Source organism: Synechococcus sp. H55.10 (assembly GCF_047502715.1).
Classification (GTDB): domain Bacteria; phylum Cyanobacteriota; class Cyanobacteriia; order Thermostichales; family Thermostichaceae; genus Thermostichus.
The window spans coordinates 1-16,884 of sequence record NZ_JANSJJ010000022.1 but is presented as its reverse complement, the minus strand read 5'-3'; the positions used below and the strand labels follow the sequence as shown (position 1 = coordinate 16,884).

The 16,884-nt window shown below is 58.7% G+C and carries 19 protein-coding genes and 1 tRNA gene; 9 read left to right on the top strand and 11 right to left on the bottom strand.

What is annotated here, in order from left to right:
• From NW858_RS02435 to NW858_RS02425, 3 genes are all read left to right on the top strand, one after another.
• Positions 1-692: pentapeptide repeat-containing protein (locus NW858_RS02435; RefSeq protein WP_414519626.1), on the top strand; the 692-nt coding region annotated here is incomplete at its 5' end.
• Positions 693-857: 165 nt separating this feature from the next.
• Positions 858-1,454 carry a response regulator transcription factor gene (locus NW858_RS02430; protein ID WP_414336152.1) on the top strand — a complete coding sequence of 199 codons (597 nt, stop codon included), beginning with the start codon at positions 858-860 and terminating at the stop codon, positions 1,452-1,454.
• Positions 1,455-1,954: 500 nt separating this feature from the next.
• Positions 1,955-2,185 carry a DUF2555 domain-containing protein gene (locus NW858_RS02425; protein WP_414336153.1) on the top strand — a complete coding sequence of 77 codons (231 nt, stop codon included), beginning with the start codon at positions 1,955-1,957 and terminating at the stop codon, positions 2,183-2,185.
• A gap of 34 nt (positions 2,186-2,219) precedes the next feature.
• On the opposite strand, the gene NW858_RS02420 is transcribed toward NW858_RS02425, so the two are convergent.
• The 3 genes from NW858_RS02420 to pdxA form a co-directional block, all read right to left on the bottom strand.
• The gene (locus NW858_RS02420) at positions 2,220-2,705 is read right to left on the bottom strand and encodes a hypothetical protein (protein ID WP_414519624.1); all 486 of its coding nucleotides are present in this window, start codon (positions 2,703-2,705) and stop codon (positions 2,220-2,222) included.
• Between the two features lie 128 nt (positions 2,706-2,833).
• On the bottom strand, positions 2,834-3,949 hold the full coding sequence (locus NW858_RS02415) for an aldo/keto reductase (RefSeq protein ID WP_414519628.1): 1,116 nt from the start codon (positions 3,947-3,949) through the stop codon (positions 2,834-2,836).
• 44 nt (positions 3,950-3,993) lie between these two features.
• On the bottom strand, positions 3,994-5,040 hold the full coding sequence (pdxA, locus tag NW858_RS02410) for a 4-hydroxythreonine-4-phosphate dehydrogenase PdxA (RefSeq protein WP_414368705.1): 1,047 nt from the start codon (positions 5,038-5,040) through the stop codon (positions 3,994-3,996).
• A 373-nt stretch (positions 5,041-5,413) separates the two neighbouring features.
• On the opposite strand from pdxA, the gene NW858_RS02405 reads away from it, so the two are divergent.
• Positions 5,414-6,955 carry a right-handed parallel beta-helix repeat-containing protein gene (locus tag NW858_RS02405; RefSeq protein ID WP_414519622.1) on the top strand — a complete coding sequence of 514 codons (1,542 nt, stop codon included), beginning with the start codon at positions 5,414-5,416 and terminating at the stop codon, positions 6,953-6,955.
• Positions 6,956-7,175: 220 nt separating this feature from the next.
• Here the strand turns inward: NW858_RS02405 and ndhI are convergent, their stop codons facing one another.
• Genes ndhI through NW858_RS02385 form a run of 4 tightly spaced genes read right to left on the bottom strand, consistent with a single transcriptional unit; the run spans position 7,176 to position 10,440 of the window.
• Positions 7,176-7,793, bottom strand: a complete 618-nt coding sequence (ndhI, locus tag NW858_RS02400) for an NAD(P)H-quinone oxidoreductase subunit I (RefSeq protein WP_414335216.1) — start codon at positions 7,791-7,793, stop codon at positions 7,176-7,178.
• Positions 7,794-7,840: 47 nt separating this feature from the next.
• Positions 7,841-8,962, bottom strand: coding sequence for an NADH-quinone oxidoreductase subunit NuoH (gene nuoH / locus NW858_RS02395; RefSeq protein WP_414335218.1), 1,122 nt, complete (start codon positions 8,960-8,962; stop codon positions 7,841-7,843).
• 59 nt (positions 8,963-9,021) lie between these two features.
• Positions 9,022-9,225, bottom strand: coding sequence for a hypothetical protein (locus tag NW858_RS02390; RefSeq protein ID WP_414335220.1), 204 nt, complete (start codon positions 9,223-9,225; stop codon positions 9,022-9,024).
• Between the two features lie 30 nt (positions 9,226-9,255).
• Entirely contained in the window at positions 9,256-10,440 is a 1,185-nt protein-coding gene (locus tag NW858_RS02385; protein WP_414335237.1) for an NAD(P)H-quinone oxidoreductase subunit H, read from the bottom strand.
• A gap of 173 nt (positions 10,441-10,613) precedes the next feature.
• Between NW858_RS02385 and NW858_RS02380 the strand changes: the two genes are divergently transcribed.
• Complete coding sequence (locus NW858_RS02380; protein WP_414335221.1) at positions 10,614-10,937, top strand: DUF3288 family protein; 324 nt, start codon at positions 10,614-10,616, stop codon at positions 10,935-10,937.
• Here NW858_RS02380 and NW858_RS02375 read toward each other — a convergent pair.
• Together NW858_RS02375 and NW858_RS02370 are read right to left on the bottom strand one after the other, a co-directional pair.
• A complete protein-coding gene (locus tag NW858_RS02375) occupies positions 10,934-11,491 on the bottom strand; it encodes a carboxymuconolactone decarboxylase family protein (protein ID WP_414337178.1) in 558 nt (185 codons plus the stop codon). The genes NW858_RS02380 and NW858_RS02375 overlap by 4 nt on opposite strands.
• 162 nt (positions 11,492-11,653) lie before the next feature.
• Positions 11,654-11,908, bottom strand: a complete 255-nt coding sequence (locus NW858_RS02370; RefSeq protein ID WP_414335225.1) for a hypothetical protein — start codon at positions 11,906-11,908, stop codon at positions 11,654-11,656.
• A 71-nt stretch (positions 11,909-11,979) separates the two neighbouring features.
• Between NW858_RS02370 and ureG the strand changes: the two genes are divergently transcribed.
• From ureG to NW858_RS02350, 4 genes are all read left to right on the top strand, one after another.
• Positions 11,980-12,630 carry an urease accessory protein UreG gene (ureG, locus tag NW858_RS02365; RefSeq protein WP_414369130.1) on the top strand — a complete coding sequence of 217 codons (651 nt, stop codon included), beginning with the start codon at positions 11,980-11,982 and terminating at the stop codon, positions 12,628-12,630.
• Positions 12,627-13,412, top strand: coding sequence for an urease accessory protein UreD (locus NW858_RS02360; protein ID WP_414519620.1), 786 nt, complete (start codon positions 12,627-12,629; stop codon positions 13,410-13,412). Before ureG ends, NW858_RS02360 begins: the two co-directional genes overlap by 4 nt.
• 37 nt (positions 13,413-13,449) lie before the next feature.
• Positions 13,450-14,964 (top strand): hypothetical protein, encoded by a 1,515-nt coding sequence (locus NW858_RS02355; protein ID WP_414519618.1) that lies wholly within the window; start codon positions 13,450-13,452, stop codon positions 14,962-14,964.
• 49 nt (positions 14,965-15,013) lie between these two features.
• Positions 15,014-15,093: transfer RNA gene (locus NW858_RS02350), tRNA-Leu, on the top strand.
• A 27-nt stretch (positions 15,094-15,120) separates the two neighbouring features.
• Here the strand turns inward: NW858_RS02350 and NW858_RS02345 are convergent.
• Entirely contained in the window at positions 15,121-16,323 is a 1,203-nt protein-coding gene (locus NW858_RS02345) for a hypothetical protein (protein WP_414519616.1), read from the bottom strand.
• A 23-nt stretch (positions 16,324-16,346) separates the two neighbouring features.
• Positions 16,347-16,853, bottom strand: coding sequence for a hypothetical protein (locus tag NW858_RS02340; protein ID WP_414337174.1), 507 nt, complete (start codon positions 16,851-16,853; stop codon positions 16,347-16,349).
• Between the last annotated feature and the right edge of the window lie 31 nt (positions 16,854-16,884).

The following is a 16,884-nucleotide window of genomic DNA, read 5'->3' as shown; positions in this document are numbered from 1 at the left end:
ACACGCCCACCCCCCATCACGATTTCTTGACCGGCCCGGTGGCCCGGTTTTTGTTAAAATGCCACTGGGGTGGGGGTGAGGGAGGGATCCCAGTGAAAAAAATGGCATGGCCCCAGTTCTGGGTCGGTCTCCTCGGCGGGGTGGTCGGGATGCCGGCGGTTCCTGTTTTTGCCCAACTGGAGTTGGACGCCCAACTGGGCCGCTCTCAAGTCGTTTTTCCCGGCAAAGATTGCCCCGCCTGCGACCTGACAGGAGCCGAGCTGCCGGGAGTTGATTTGCAGGGGGCCAACCTGAAAGAAGCCATCCTCAGGCAGGCCAACCTACAAGCTGCCGACCTCTCCCAGGCAATCCTCAACTTGGCCGATTTGCGCGGCGCCAACCTGAGCGGTGCGGAGCAGGGCGGAGCTTTTTTGTGGGAAGCCGATCTCAGCCAGGCCAACCTGCAGCAGGCCAATTTCACAGGAGCCAATCTTCAGGTAGCCAACCTCAGCGGCGCTGATTTGCGAGGGGCCATTCTCGCCGGCGCCGACCTGACAGGAGCCACCTTGCGCCAGGCCGATCTGCGTGGGGCCGATCTACGCGGCGCTTTTTTGGAAGAAGCCGATCTGACGGGCGCTCTGTACAATGCCCAAACCCGGCTGGATCCCGCCTTCAACCCCAGTGCCTGGGGCATGGTCTTTGTGAAAAACTAACTCCCCTCTCCCAAAGGGAGAGGGGTTGGGGGTGGTCGCGTGAGCGGCGCGGAGCGCTTGGGTTGACTCCCTTTGAGAGAGGGGTTGGGGGTGAGGGCACGTTATCCGGGATCCCTCTTGTGGGCAGAATGAACTCAGCCCTCTCATAGGCTGGGATCCCCTGCCATGAGTTCTCCTGTCCGCGTCCTCATCGCCGATGACCATCCTCTGTTTCGGCTGGGGCTGAAGTTTGCCCTGCAAGCGCAAGGATTCGAGGTGGTGGCGGAAGCCGAGACGGGATCCCAGGCCGTTGAGTACTGTCGCCGTTGCCCCGTCGAGGTGGCCATTTTGGATGTGCGTATGCCCAATGGGGACGGGATCGCCGCCTGCCAACAGATTGCCGAGCTGGGCCTGCCGGTGGTGGTGGTGATGATGACTACTTTTCAGGAGCCGGCCTTGATCGAGTCAGCGCGGCGGGCTGGGGCCAAAGGCTACCTCTCCAAAGAAACCGATCCGGCGGAGCTGGCCCGCGTTATTCGGCAGATCTTGGCCAACCCCGACCGAGACTGGTTGCCTGCCCGGCAGGAGTTGCCCAAGCTCACCCCCCGCGAGTTGTGCGTGCTGCAACTGATGAGCCAAGGCTTGGCCAACAAGCAGATCGCCCGCCGCCTCGGCATCAGTGTCGAGACCGTGAAAGAGTACGCCAGCGCCGCCTACCGCAAGCTAGACGCCACCGACCGCGTCACCGCCCTCCTCAAGGCACAACAACTGGGGATTTTTTGACATACTCCCCATAGCTAAAGCTAGGGGATTCTCCCAAGGTCGCCCTTTGGGATTACTGGTTCAACGACCCCACTTACTGTTTTGGGTTCCCCCTCCACAGCAGAGGTGTTGGTCTCCCCAGTCGTTCCCTCTTGCGGGGCAGTTCCACTCCATCCCCAACAGCTCCAGTGCCCCCCGCAGAATGTTAAGCGCTGCATTTTGGTCTCGACACAACACCAACCCACACCTTTCTTAAAAAAGCAAACAACTATCTGGTATCTGGAAACTGTTCACGCAGCGTTGCCAAGCAATACCAGTCATTCAGAATCCTCCCCTTTGGAACGGGGAGTAAGGGATAGCGCTCCGCGCCGCCGGCGCGTTCGCGACAGCGTTGCGTAGCCATAACGATGTCACAAACCGTTTTATTGCTATTTGAAATGGCTATATGTTAAGTCTTTGGTCAAGGTTCGCCGTGCGAAAAGAAGAGGTTAAGATCGGCTTGTAGCGTGTTCAAACTGCCTATGTCTGCCCGATCCAAGTCCAAAGTAGAAGCCCCCGCCAAGGGAATGGATCCCGGCCAGTTTACCGAAGCTGATGTGGCCGCAATTGCAGAGCGGTTGGAGCGCAATGACTACCCAACTGTCTTTGGCTGCTTGGAAGACTGGCATGCCCTTCGAGCCATTGCCTTTTATGCTCCCAGCTTGGTGGCTCCCTATGCACACCTATTGGAGTGGGAAGTGGACGAAGATTAGGGCTGCCCTCGCAGTTCTGAAGGGATCCTGGTGTTCAGGCTGAGGGGGGAGGAGGACTTCCGTCAGAAATCTGCTTGCGAATTAGGTAGCGTACTTCCTCAAGGAGGATGTTGAACCTTTGATCCGTTTCCGCTTGACGTTGGTTGATGGCCTGCATAGCCCGTTCGTGCTCTTGTTGTAGAGCGGTGAGAGTAATCAGAGCTTGAGTCACTTCTTCTGCCCATTCGGCAAGATGGGCCAGGTCAGAGCGGGTCTCGCTGACAACCTGCTGTAGCTCTCGCAAGCTTCGAGCCTGGGCAGCAGCTTGTTCGGCAGACTCAGCGCGGCTGGCCTGGATGGACTGATGCAGCTCCTGGATTTCCCGCAGGCGGGCGGCATTCTGCTCGGCAGACTCAGCGCGGCTGGCCTGGATGGACTGATGCAGCTCCTGGATTTCTCGGCTGTTGGCAGCAACCTGTTCGGCCGTCCAAGCCAGCAGTTGCTCCACCCGATCTAAGCGGTCTTGACTCTGACTGTTCACCCGGACGCTCCGCCTTGCGAGTTAAAGTTAATCAACGCGCTCAGGCAATTATAAGCAAATCTCTGCCAACTTCGAGCTAAACTCGACCAAACAAAACAGGTGGCATTGTCAAGCCATAGAGCGAGCTGCTACTCCCAGAGCCGCCGAATAGGAGAGCGATGCAGCAACCGATGAGCCTCAGCCAGCAACTCTGGGATCCGCAGATGCTCTGGACAGCGGGGTAAACAGTCGCCGCATTCGGTACAGCGGTCGGCAGGCAAGCCCGGAAACCAATGTCCGGCTTGGCCAAACATGTTGTAGCGGTACTGGGCAAACTCTGTCATGTCGTGGGCAATGGCCAAGTTGCGCAGCCGCAGCACTTCGGGGATGTGAATCCCCTCTGGGCAGGGCAGGCAGGCGTAGCACTGAGCGCAGCGGCTGGATCCCAGACGCTCCTGCTCGGCTTGGCGCAACCGTTCCTGGATCCATGGGCCCTCCACCCACCAACGGTCGGGATCCTGCAAAGCAGACAAGGCCACCTGCAACTCCTCAGGATGAGTGACACCCAAGCTGAGGGTGTGCACACGCGGATCTGCCAGCAGAAAACGATAGGCAAACTCCAAGGGGCTGAAGGGCGCACAGCACTCTTGCAGGTGTTGAGGGGGGCGATAGAGCATTCCCCCTTTATCGGCAGGAGAAATGATGAACACGCCCATATCCTGCTGGGCAGCCGCTTCCAGAGCCGGCGCATTGCGCTGTTGGAAAAAGTGATGGTGCAAATTGACAAAGTCAAAGCATCCGGTCTGGATGGCCTGCAGGATTAACTCCAGGGATCCATGGGTGGAAAACCCAATGTGGCGCACCCAGCCTTCTTGCTGGAGCTGCTTGAGAATCGGCAGCCCTTTCTGCAGTACCCACTCCAGATGTTCCGGCAGATTGATACCATGAAAGGCAAACTGATCCAAATAATCCACCCGCAGACGGCGCAGGGATGCCTGCAGCCGCTCCCGCAGACAATCGCTGGGAGTGAGCTTGCTGGTCAAAATCAACTGATGGCGTGGGAAGGGCAGAGCTGGCAAAATCTCGCCCAAGAGCGCCTCGGCGTGACCATAAGCCTGGGCCGTTTCGATGTGGTTGATCCCTGCAGCCAAGGCTGCCTCAACGGTTGCCTGAGCCTGATCCCTGGGCACATTGACCAAGCGCATGCTGCCCAGAGAAAAGGCTGAAATGAGCTGCTGGGTGCGTCCAAAGCGGCGGTAGAGCATTCCGGTTCTCGCATCCAATCGTCCCCTCAAGGCGGGAGACAGCCTCAGATTGCCGGGTACAGGCATTGTTGGGAATTGTTGCCCAGCAGTTCTGCTGCCAGCCGGATCGCCTGCTTGAGGCTCTCGGCGCGGGCCACCCCTTGGCCGGCAATATCGAAGGCGGTGCCATGGTCAGGGGAGGTGCGGATGAAAGGCAACCCGATCGTCAGGTTAACTGCCCGCTCAAAAGCCAGCATCTTCACCGGGATCAGGCCTTGATCATGATAGAGAGCCAAGTAGGCATCGGCCACGGCTGGGGATCCTTGGCCGTGCCAGGCTTGCGCGGGAGCCAGCCACATGGTGTCAGGGGGAAGCGGCCCCCAGATTTGGGCGTGGGGATAGGTGCGCAGCAGCTCGGTCAGCCATTCTTTTTCCTCAGATCCCAGTTGACCCCGTTCGCCGGCATGGGGATTGAGGCCGGCCACCGCGATCACGGGATCCGGGATCCCGAAGGTGTGGCGCAGGGATCCCACCAGCAAGTCCAACTTTGTGCGCACTAAGTCTGGGGTCAGCACGGTGGGCACTTGGCCAAAGGGAATGTGGGTGGTGGCCAGCAAAACCCGCATCTGCCAACTGCTGTGGGGGGAACGGGCGACAAACATCATCCCGTAGCGTTCAGCTCCGCTCAGTTGGGCCAGCACCTCTGTTTGGCCGGGGAAGCGGTAGCCGGCTCGATGCCACAGATATTTGGCGATGGGCGCTGTCACGATCCCCTGAAACTCGCCCCCCAGCGTCTGTTCGATTGCCGTTTTCAGGTATACAAAACTGGCCGCCCCACCCTCGGCATCCCCTCGACCAATACGGCCAGACTGTAACCGAAAGCCTGTGTCGCATTCCAGCATTGGGATCCCTGCCGGATCGGCCAAGGTAGCCGCACACCTCTCCCTCAGTAGGCAGTGGGTAGCTTCCAAAACCTGCCGATCCCCCACCACGGTAATCCGCGCACAGGCCCGCACCTCGGGCTCTGCCAGCGCCTTGAGCACAATCTCCGGCCCAATTCCCGTGGGATCCCCCAACGTCAGGGCCAGTTTGGGCAGTGACAGGCTCATCAGGTCTTCTCTCGACAAGACAGGCGCTCCTTTTTCTTTTCTTGCCAATTCCTAGAGATCCCCCAAAAAGGGGGATACGTTAATCCATTCTGGCCCCAGGCCCGCCAGCAGGCTTTCTTCTTTCCGCTTCCAATTTCTAGAGAGCACGCAGAAAGCTGAAGCAGGACATTATCGCCGCAACCATCCAAGTTCCCGAAGAACGTTAGATTTTTGAGATTTTTGTTGCCAATTGATTGCGGATCCCTGGCAAAGGATTGACTGAGCAGGGGATTCGTTAGAGAGTATTTTCACCGGCTCGGCCGTCTGTACTTTGTCGCAGTTGTTGGCTGCTCTGATAGTCTTGACCGAGTAGGCACTTGTAAAGAGCTTTCCACCTATGGCCGACCAGGTATCCAAATCTGCTTGGAGGATCCGTTCCCTGCTGCTGCCCCTGTTGGCGGGGGCTGCCCTCGGCTGTGGGGGGAATGGCAGCAGCTCTCCGTCTCTTTCGCCACCGGCTGGGGAGCCTGTCATCCTAAGGGTGGATCCGGTCAGGGGCCCCTTCACCAAGCTGGCCGATGCAGTTGCGGAAGCGCAGCGGCTACAGAGCGCCACAGCGGGGCTAGAGGTGCTGATCCAGATCTTGGGGACGGGCAGGGAAACTTTGCAAAGCAACCTGGCCCTGGATGGGGGCGACGGCACCAATGGCGGGCGCATTCGCGTCACCAACTCCACAGCTTACGAGATCCTCACCGGCCTGTTTGACGTGATTGTAGCCAGCCAAACCAGCCTGCAGGGGGTGGACGTGGTGCTGGGGGGCGGACGGGTTCAGGTGAACGACGGCACCTTTCAGCCGCGCAAGGTCACCCTCAACGATCCCCGCTCCAACATCTTGGTCAACGGCAATGCCGCCGTCCTGGAAGGGGCTTTGGGCCAACTGGCTCAGATTCTGTGCCAGCAATTTTTGGATCCCTGTGTGCAGATCTCCGGCAATGGACGGGTCGCGAGCGTCTCACCCATCGTCAGTAAAGCCGGTGGGGTGGGTATAGGCACTGTGCCGGGGAGCAATCCCACCCTCGAGAACAACGCGATCCTCCTGCAAGCTCTGGGAGCTTTGGCGGTTCGCTACAGCAACAACTCCGGCGGGGTTTTCCGCAACAACCAGATCGAAGGGGATCCGCCTACTGCTGCGGCTGGGTTGGCGCTGCAGGCGCGGCAAAGAGACACTGGTGGCACCACCGGGATCCAACTGGATGGAGCGGGATCGGTGCCGGCAATTCAATCCAACCAGATCGGCGTGGGCAGGATAGCCGGCAGCGTCGGCATTCGCATCTTGCAAGGAACCCAGGCCCGCACCATTACCGGAAATACGTTCCTAGCTCGGGGCGAGGGCGCGGGGGTAGCCATTCAAGTAGCCCCCGGCACACCGGCGGCAGTAGTCGCCGCCTACTTGGCCGGCAACAGCTTCCAGGGGAACTTTGCTGAGAGAATCGGCGGCGGATCTGCGCCGACGCCGACAGCGACCCCTGTTCCGACTCCGAGGCCATCTCCAACTCCCCCGGTGCTCGGCACCGGCCCAATTCAGATTACTCTCACCTGGAGCACTATCGATGACCTTGACCTATATGTCACGGATCCCAGGCAGCAGACAGTGTTTTTTGACAATCGGGTTATTCCTTCTGGGGGACAGCTAGATGTGGATGCCAATGCCGACTGCGTTGCCGTAACAGAAAATCCTGTAGAGAATGTTTTTTGGGCCTCCACCCCGCCCTCAGGCCTGTACCTTATTGAGGTGAGGTTGTTCCGGCGCTGTTCTCAGGTCACTGCTCCCATTCCCTTTACTGTAACAGTTCGCAAAAGCGGAAGCGCCGCACAAACCTTCAGCGGATCGGCCACCTCTCCTGGCTCGGCGGGCAGGTTTACCTTTTCCTTTCCCTAAAGTTGGCTAAGGCTGGCATCCATCCGTCCTGGACACCCCCATTCCAGTTCTTGACTCAGGGATCCAGAAAACTTTTCCCCACCTTGCAGACAAGTGAGCCCCACAAGTTCAAACAGCCACAGCGGCCACAAAACACCTTCTTGAAGCAGAGTCTATCTCCCCTCTCCCAGGGGGAGAGGGGTCGGGGGTGAGGGACAGCAGTGCCGAGTGCAGGGGATCCCTATTCCACGGCGGCCTTGGCTGCTTTCGCCTCTTTGGCGGCTCTCATTTCTGCCAGAATCTCCTCCGGCCGCTTGCCAGCCCGCTGGGATCCGGCAGGCAGCTCATGGGGATCGATCACCCCCTTGGGCAGGTAGGCAAACTCCCGCAGCGGCGTCACCATCGGGTCTTCCGTGACCTTGGAAGGCAAACGGCCCATCGCCACCTGGTGGTAGTTGAGGTCGTGGCGGTCGTAGGTGGCTAGCTCATAATCTTCGGTAACCGAGAGGCAATTGGTGGGGCAAAACTCCACACAATTGGCACAGAAAATGCACACTCCAAAATCGATGCTGTAGCTGTAAAGCTCTTTTTTCTTCATCTCGGTGTTATAGGCCCAGTCCACCACCGGCAGGTCGATGGGGCAAACCCGAACACAGATCTCGCAGGCAATGCACTTATCGAACTCGAAATGAATGCGTCCCCGAAAGCGCTCGGAGGGGATCAGCTTTTCAAAGGGGTATTGCACAGTCACCGGGCGACGGCCCATGTGGTCGAAAACCACCCCCATCCCCTGGCCGATGTACTTGGCCGCTTTGAAAGCATCGCTTACGTATTCGCCAACTCGCTTCAGAAAAGTCATGGCCTGTTCTCTCCCTCTCTCGCTTTCTTTACTTTCATTACTTTCATTCAACCCCCGAAAACGCTTGGGAAGGCGAGTTTCAAAGCTGCCGTCAACAGCAAATTGACAAACGAGACGGGCAGCAGAAATTTCCACCCCAAGTCCAGCAGTTGGTCAATACGCACCCGCGGCAAGGTCCAGCGCAAGAGGATGGCCAAGAACACGAAGATAAAAGCCTTGACCATCGTCATGAGAATCCCTAAGACCGCCGCGCCGATCTGCAAAAAGGGGTTGTCCAACGGGATCCCAGCCCAGGCGGCGATCGTCTCCACCGGCACCACGAACGACCAGCCGCCCAAGTACAACACCGCTGCAATCAGGGAAGCCAGCAGCAAGTTGGCGTAGGATCCCAGATAAAACAGGGCAAATTTCATGCCGGAGTACTCCGTTTGGTAGCCAGCCACCAGCTCCTCCTCGGCTTCCGGCAAGTCGAACGGGATCCGCTCCGTTTCCGCCAGGGCCGAGATCAAGAAAATGACAAAGCCAATCGGCTGCCGCCAGACGTTCCAACTGAGGATCCCCAGTCCGCTCTGCTGCTCCACAATCCCCACGGTGTCCAAGCCGTTGCTCATCAGCACCACCGCCAGCACCGACAGAGCTAGGGGTAGCTCGTAGCTGATCGACTGGGCCGCCGCCCGCAGCCCCCCCAGCAGGGAATACTTGTTGTTGGAGCCGTAGCCGGACATCAACAAGCCGATGGGCTGCACGCTGGAGGTGGCGATCAGGAAAAAGACGCCGATGGCGATGTTGGAGATCAACAGGTTCTGGCCGAAGGGAACCACCAGGTAGCACAAAAAGACCGGCAGGAAAACGAGGATCGGCCCCAGCGTGAACAAAACCGGGTCGGCCAGGCTGGGCAGCACATCTTCCTTCGTCAAGAGCTTGAGGCCATCGGCAATCGGGATCAGCACCCCCTGCGGCCCGGCCATGTTGGGGCCAATCCGCTGTTGGGCCGCTGCCGAGATCTTGCGCTCCAGCCAAGTCATCACCATCACCCCTAGAGTGGCGGCGATGACCAGCAACAACATGGGTAGGGGCATCCAGAGGGCGTGGGCAGCACCTGGGCCCAAGCCCAAGTTTTGCAGGGCAGTCTCAAAGCCAAGCTGTAGGTCGATACCGGCAGTTGTCATGGGGTTGAGTAGCTCCCTAAAGACGGTGGGTCAAAAAAACCTTGGATCCCGTGCGTTAACTAAGCCTTGCCGTTGGGATCCGACTGAGGGGGACGGTGGCGGCGGCGTAGCTCCTGCTGAATGATGGCCTGGAGGCGAGCATCGGATAGCTGCTCTGCGCGGCGACGCCTTTCTTCTTGGTACTTGGCCCATTGCTTGGGGCCGATAATTGCGGCAATAGTTGCAACAATCAAGAGCGGCAGAACCAAGATCGCCCAGGCCATCGCCTTTATCCTCGCTTTCCTAGCGGTATTTTAGCGATCCACCTCCCCCATGATGATGTCGATGCTGCCCAGAATGGCGATCATATCGGCTACCTTCATGCCGCGAATGAGCTGAGGCAGCACCTGCAGATTGACAAAGCCAGGCGGACGAATTTTCCAGCGCCAGGGACAGACATTGTCGTCGCCGACGATGTAAATGCCCAGCTCGCCTTTGGCGCTCTCCACCCGCACGTAGGCCTCTCCTTTGGGGATCTTGAAGTTGGCCGAGGGTTTTTTGCTGATGAACTGGTAATCGCCTTTGTTCCACTCCGACTTTGGCCCCTCCAGCATGCGTTTGGCTTCCAGATTTTCAAAGGGGCCACCGGGCAGGGCCTTCACCGCCTGCTGGACAATTTTGCAGGACTGGCGCATCTCCTTCATGCGCACCCGATAGCGGGCCAGGCAATCCCCCTCTGGGTAAACGGCCACCTCCCAGTCGAAGTCGTCGTAGCACTCGTAGTGATCCACCTTGCGCAGATCCCAGTTGACGCCGCAGGCGCGCAGCATGGGGCCGGATAGACCCCAGTTGATGGCATCCTGCTTGGAGATGACCCCCACCCCTTCCAGCCGCCGGCGGAAAATGGGGTTGTCGGTAACCAGCCGCTCGTACTCATCTACTTTGGGCAGGAAGTACTCGCAAAAATCGAGGCATTTTTCCGTCCAGCCGTAGGGCAGATCCACCGCTACGCCCCCGACGCGGAAGTAGTTGTTGTTGATGAGGCGCATGCCGGTGACGGCTTCAAACAAATCCAAGATCCACTCCCGCTCCCGCATGGCGTAGAGGAAGGGGGTTTGGGCGCCCAAGTCCGCCAAGAAGGGGCCGAACCAGAGCAGGTGGTTGGTGATGCGGGTCAGCTCCAACATGATCACCCGCAAGTAGCTGGCCCGCCGGGGCACCGGGATCCCGGCCAGTTTCTCGACGGCGTTGACGGTGATGGCCTCGTTGAACATGCCAGCGCCGTAGTCCCAGCGGGAGACGTAGGGCAGGTATTGCACCACGGTGCGGTTTTCGGCAATTTTTTCCATGCCGCGGTGCAAGTAGCCGATCACGGGCTCGCAATCAACGATGTTTTCGCCATCGAGGGTGACCAGCAGGCGCAAGACCCCGTGCATAGAGGGATGGTGCGGCCCAAAGTTGAGCAGCATCCGGTCGGTACGGGTCTCGATCATGGGCATGGGCATAGCCGCCGCCTCCGCAACTGAAGAATGTTTATGGTCTGCAACATTTGCAGTATAACGGCTTTCCCGCGGTTCCTCGATCTCTCAGGCCATCAGGGATCCCAATTTTCGTCATTGAGGATCCCCTAATGGGTTCGGCTAGAGTGTTTTAAAAAAAGGTAAGGAGAGGGATGGCGGCATCTGGTTCACCCCCGAATGGCTTATCTCGGCGGGAGCAACAGCATCCGCTGTATGCTACCGACAGGGCTGTGCTTGATGAGCTGATGGCGCAGGCTCGGGAGAACCCTCCCTCCGATTGGGTGCTGGCCGAAGTCGCCCGTCTGCGCATCCGCTATCAAGGTTTCCCTGGCGCCTGGGATCTGCAGCAGGATTTGGATCAGATCTTGGAGCAGTGGGGCCTGAGCGAAGAGGAGCTGTTTGCCCGCACCCGCCAGATCCACGCTCGCGGCCAGGTGTACGACCGCAGCTTCAGCACGCGAGACGACTGGGCCTAGGAGGCCTGGAGTTGCTCCGCAAAAACAGGATCCAGAGGCACATCCAAAGCAGCGATGACCTTGGTCCAGAAGTTCATAAAGCCGATCCAGGCCGAGAGCTCCACCAGATCTTCATCCGACCAGATGGCTTTGAGTTGGGCAAAGAAGCTGTCGGTAACCACCATGCTAGGCACGGTCATGCGCTCGGCGTACTCGATGGCCAGTTTCTCCGCCTCGGTGTAGAGGGTGCTGGTGCGGGCCTGGGCCACCGCCGCAATTTTGGCCGGGCTAGCTCCGTGTTTTTGCGCCTGCAGGGTGTGGTAGGGCAGGCAGTAGTGGCGGCAGCCGTTGATCTGGGCAATGCGGATGCTGACCAGCTCCTTCAGCTCTTCGGGCAAGTTGGGGTTGTCGGTGTGCAGCGCCCCGTAAAGGTTCATCACCGCCCGCATCAGTTGCGGCTTATGGGCCATCACCTGTAGCGGGTTGAGGGCGGTGCCATAGGTTTTCTCCAGGCTTTCGTAAACCTTCTGCAGTTGCTTATCGGCTTTTTCTGGGGGAACAGGAGGGATCCGCATGGATGATCTATAAAATTGCAGCATTCTCGACTTTAGCGCGTTTGGGGGATCCGCCCAAGCCTTCCACTCCGCTGCCCTGGCTGTTTCCTCAGGGATCCCTGCTCCCGCCCAGGATTGAACTTCGAACCTTCCGGCAATTCTTGCCTGAAAAGCTTTTCCCGGTCATGGGTTGCCCAAGGATTGCTCAATGGCTTCTACCTGCTGTTGGGTGGCCGTAGCCCCTTGATTGAGGGTTTGCTGGAGCTGTTCCCGCGACTGGTAGATCTGCAGCGGCCCTCCCTGGGGGATCCCTTGCTGGGCGGCCTCAGGGCTGGCCTGTTCCGGCCTCGGCTCTGAACCGAGCGGGTTGCGATAGAGGCGGTTCACAACCAAAAAGCCCACCAGCACCACGGCAGTTGCCACCAAAAGTCGAACCATACCCGGATCCCTTGCGAGCACCTGGTTCTAAAATGCCCAAAAAGAGCCTCAGGTATCAGAGGTCGGGCACAATGGTGCAGACTGCTCAGCCGGTACGGGTTGGCATTGGCGGCCCGGTGGGATCCGGAAAAACCGCCTTGGTGGAAAAGCTCTGTCTGTCGCTGCGGGATCACCTGTCTTTGGCCGTGGTGACCAACGACATTTATACCCGCGAAGATGCCGAGTTTTTGGTGCGGGCCAAGGCGCTGGAAGCGGAGCGGATCATCGGCGTGGAGACCGGCGGCTGTCCCCACACGGCCATTCGGGAAGACGCCTCCCTCAACCTCGATGCCATTCAGGAGCTGGAGCGCCGCTTCTGTCCCCTGGATCTCATCCTGGTGGAATCGGGGGGGGATAACTTGGCAGCCACCTTCAGCCCAGAGCTGGTGGATGCCTGCATCTATGTTATTGATGTGGCCGAAGGGGACAAGATCCCGCGCAAGGGGGGGCCGGGGATCACCCGCTCTGACCTGCTGGTGATCAACAAGATCGACCTGGCGCCCTACGTAGGGGCAGACTTGGGGGTGATGGAACGGGATGCCCGCCGCATGCGGGGGGACAGGCCTTTTGTCTTCACCAACCTGCGCACGGGCGAGGGGCTGGAGCAGATCCTGAGCTGGCTGGAGCGGGAGGTGCTCTTTCGCTCCATCCAGGCCGATTCTCCCTCTGTGAGCCACCTGTGAACTTCGGCAAGGCCCTCTTGAAGATCAGCCGCCAAGGCCAACAGACCCACATTTGGGAGTATTCTCAGGCCCCCCTGCAATGGCTGGGATCCCCGGGTGAGCCGCCACTCTATTACCTACGCAACCCCAATGGTGGACTGCTGGGCGGGGATCGCCACCACATCGCCATCGAGCTGGGGGCAGGCGCAGCGCTGGAAATTCGCACCCAAGGGGCAACCCGCCTCCACCCCGGCCTGAGCCGGCAACAGGCCAAGGTCAAGCTGGCTCCCACCAGCCAACTGATCTGGATCCCTCACCCGACCATTCTGGGCGCAGGAGCAGACTTCCGCCAACAGGTGCAGATCGAGCTGGATCCCAGTGCCCGCTTGGCCTATGCCGAGATCTGGACAGCCGGGCGGCTGGCCATGGGGGAATGCTGGCAGTTTCGGCGCCTTTCCAGCAGCTTGCGGGTTTGGGTCGCTGCCGGGATCCCCGCCTCCACAGACGGGAGCAAACTCTGGCTGCAGGAGCACCTAGACCTGCGCTTTCCCCACCAGCATATCTCCGCCGCGTCGGTGCTGGGATCCCATCTCTGCTGGGGATCCCTGTACTTACTGGGGGATTGGCCAGAGCCGGAGTGGCCGACGGATACGCACCACTGGCTGCTGCGGTCGCCGGATCCCGTCTGTCAGGGCTGGATCCTACGCCAGGTGGGACCCCAGGCAGAGGCCATCTGGCAGCAGTTTGGCCAAGTTGTGCAACAGCTTGCCCCGGCCAAGAGAAGCTCAAGCCAGGGGTGGTAGGCTAGGGCTGGCTTAGCCCAACCCGTTGCACGAGATCATGAACGCCGCTCGACGCATTATCAGACGTTCCGTCCGCAAGGGGCGAAGCCGCTGGCTCCTCCTCTACGAAAAAGGAATGGCCCTGCTGGCTTTGGGCAACCTGTGCTTGGTGCTCTTCGACCTCAGCTACGTGCCCTGGCGAGACTTCTGGCTCCAGGGGCGGGTGCAGATCTTCGGTGCCTTTGGCCCTCCCATTCCCTTGCCCATCCTCTCCCAACAGACCAGCCGCTCCCCGGTAACCGACCTATACGACCCGGTTAAAGGCATTGAGCCCAACCCGGAAACCCAGCGCTACTTGGCCCTGGTGGATGAGCTGCGCCAGGTCACCCTGCGCTTTGGGGTGGAGTCGGAAGCTGCGGCACCGATCCTGGCCCGACTGCGGCAACTGAGCGACGAGATGATCGAGACCAACCCCTTTCAGGCCGCCAACAAAACCGGCCAGTTTGTGCGCATCATCAACTTGATGCGGGAGCACATCCCCGAAGCCGACTCGGCCAAGGCTGCCTTCGCCCGCTTCTGGACTGCCGAATACTTGGCCAGCGTCGATCCCAAAGACGGGATCGAATTTTTCCAGGCCCGGCTGCGCCCCCTCTTCGAGACCAATTACTCCCGCCCCATCGGCGAGAGCGGCAACCCGGTGGACTTTTTCCCCCTGCTGGACTTTCCCTTTGCCTTGCTGTTTGGGCTGGAATTTGTGCTGCGCACGGTGGCCATCAGCCGTCGCTACACCGGCGTCAATTGGCTGGATGCCATGCTCTGGCGCTGGTACGATGTGCTGCTGCTGTTGCCCTTTTGGCGCTGGCTGCGGGTGATCCCGGTTACCATCCGGCTGGGACAGGCGCAGTTGCTGGATCTGGAGCGGGTTCGCGCTCAGGTGAGCCAAGGCTTTGTCGCCAACTTCGCCGAAGACCTGACCGAGGTCATCGTCGTGCGGGTGATCAACCAAATCCAGGCATCCATCCAGCGGGGATCCCTGCCCCTGTTGCCGGCAGCCGATCCCTCCCGCAGCTACATCGACCTCAACGAGATCAACGAGCTGGAAGCCATTGCCAACCTGGTTTTTCGCACCGTCCTCTACCGCGTCCTGCCCCAGGTCCAGCCGGAGGTGGAGCAATTGCTCCGCTACAACCTGGGTGGCCTGCTCAAACAACTCCCCGCCCTGCAAACCCTGGAACGGCTGCCCGGCCTCGGATCCCTGCCCGGCCAACTGACGGAGCGCCTGGCCAGCGAGCTGACCACCACCACCTATAAAACCTTGACCAACAGCTTCGAGGATCCCGTCGGCTCCCAGTTGGCGGCCCAACTGTTGCGGCGCTTTGGCGAAGTCTTGGCCAACGAACTCACCCAGCAACATGTGCTGGAGGAAATTCGCTCCCTGTTACAGGACTTGCTGGAAGAGATCAAGATCAACTACGTGGAGCGCCTCTCCCACGAAGATCTGGAGGAAGTGATGGAGCAAACCCGCAAGCTGCGGCAAAAAGCTCAACAACTGCAGCAAGCCCGCAGCGCGTAGGAGTGGTTGACGAGGTTGCGCCGGTTCAGTAGGATAATGTTTCTAGTCCGGGCGAGTGGCGAAACTGGTAGACGCACCGCACTCAAAATGCGGCGGGAAACCGTGTCGGTTCGAATCCGACCTTGCCCATGCCCTCGAGCTGCTAGGCTGCAGGTATTACCCGGCAGATAATAGATAAAGACTTTGGGGTTCAGATGGGATCAATTGGTAGGGATCCGCCTGGTTAAGCTCTCGACAGAGGCGAGCAAAAGACTGGAGACTTTCAAGGCGCTCCGCGAGCTCGCTGAGGGTGTCTAGGTATTCGGCTAAAGCCGCTTGGGAAAGGTACCAAGACTTGTCCAGCTCTTGGAAGTAGGTCATCTGGAACTCGACAGAAAAATTCTTTTCCCTAAGGAAGCGCTGCTCCGGTGTAAGCGCTCGATCAAATGGGGAAAGACGAGCAATGCGCTGGATGCGTTCGCTAGAGATGTGGCCAGCAAAGCCGGGAGCTGTGTACGTATAGGCCGTCCGGAGCTGAGGTCGATCCGCTGGCAAGAGAGCTGCACACCACCTTTCGCTTAGTTCCCGGAAACGAGGAACCTCAAAGTCCAGGGCATCGACGGCATCTTGCAGGTACCCATGCTTAAGCAGAAGCTGGGATTCCGCCGCTAGGGAAACTGCCCAACCCTTGAGGGCAATATCGCCAAGCAGTAGGCAGTGGGCCTGGCGCTCAACAGGGATCTGATGGGCTTGGTCGGAGAAAAAGATGCGGGCTTCCGCTAGCGCCTTAAGGGCATCGCGAGGAGAAGCCTCAGGGAATCGGTGCAAACTAACCAGCTCTGCCTGCAGCTTAGCAAGACTTTGAATGAAAAGAGCACGATGCAAATTGGAGATAGCCAACAGAATTTCGGCTCTACTCTGAACGGCCAAAGCTTGCAAATAGGCCAGTTGGCCAGAAAGTGCATCTAGCTTTTGCTGGATGTCTTGGATCCCTTCCCTAACAATCTTTTCTAGGCGGGCAATAGAGCCTTGCAACTGATTCAGGCGGAAATGCATGTAGGTAAAGCCAATAGCGCTAACCCCCAGGTTTAAAACGCTAGCGCCAGCAGCTACCTGAGAAAGCCCCAAAATCTTGGTGGCAGTCTGCTGCAAAACCTCAAGCTTGCGATGAGTGGCTTGGTGACCAAGGGCATTAATCACGGATTCAGGAGATACCGGCGCATTCATCAGCAAGCTGGTCAGGCCAGGAGCTTCGGCCAAATGCTTGACGATGCGACCCGTGGCAGCTTCTCGAACAACGCCACCGTAGCGAACCAGGGATCCATCCAAAAGCCCGCTGACAATCGAAGGAGAAGCAAAAAGGAGAGTTGGAATGAGCATGACTTACGCTCCCAAAGTTCCGGTCACACAAGGTAGAAATCCTTGTTGGCAAAGGAGTTTAAATGTAATGGGGGGGAAATCCAGATAATCTTCGCTTTACTGCATAGAGCCAGAAACGCATCTCTTCGCTTAAGAGGACTCGCATCTTTGCGAAGTCCAGGAAGCTCCTCGTCAGTCTCGAGGGCCACTAGATAAAAAGCACTTTCATCATTGAGATTTTCAGCCGGAAACTTCTCGACTTCCTCTTTCAGAGCCTCAAACTCTTTCTGTGTGCCTCTCCAGATATACTTTGAGTTTTTATACAGAAGCTCACACGCATTCTTCTCTGTTATTTTTTGTCCGGGAGAAAGGTGAGAAAAGTATTCGCGAAACTGGCTAGCCCTCGAGGCTAGCACAACCAAACTGGGGAGCCTGGTTGGGGGTTCGGGGGGCTTGGGTTTGAGCAAATTTTCTGCAAGCCTAAGTTCTGCAAGCCCAAGTGCAGTACAGCCTGTTAAAGAATCAAGGGGTACAGTAGCAACACTTAGCAAACCAACTCTGGAAGCAGGATGGATTGATCAG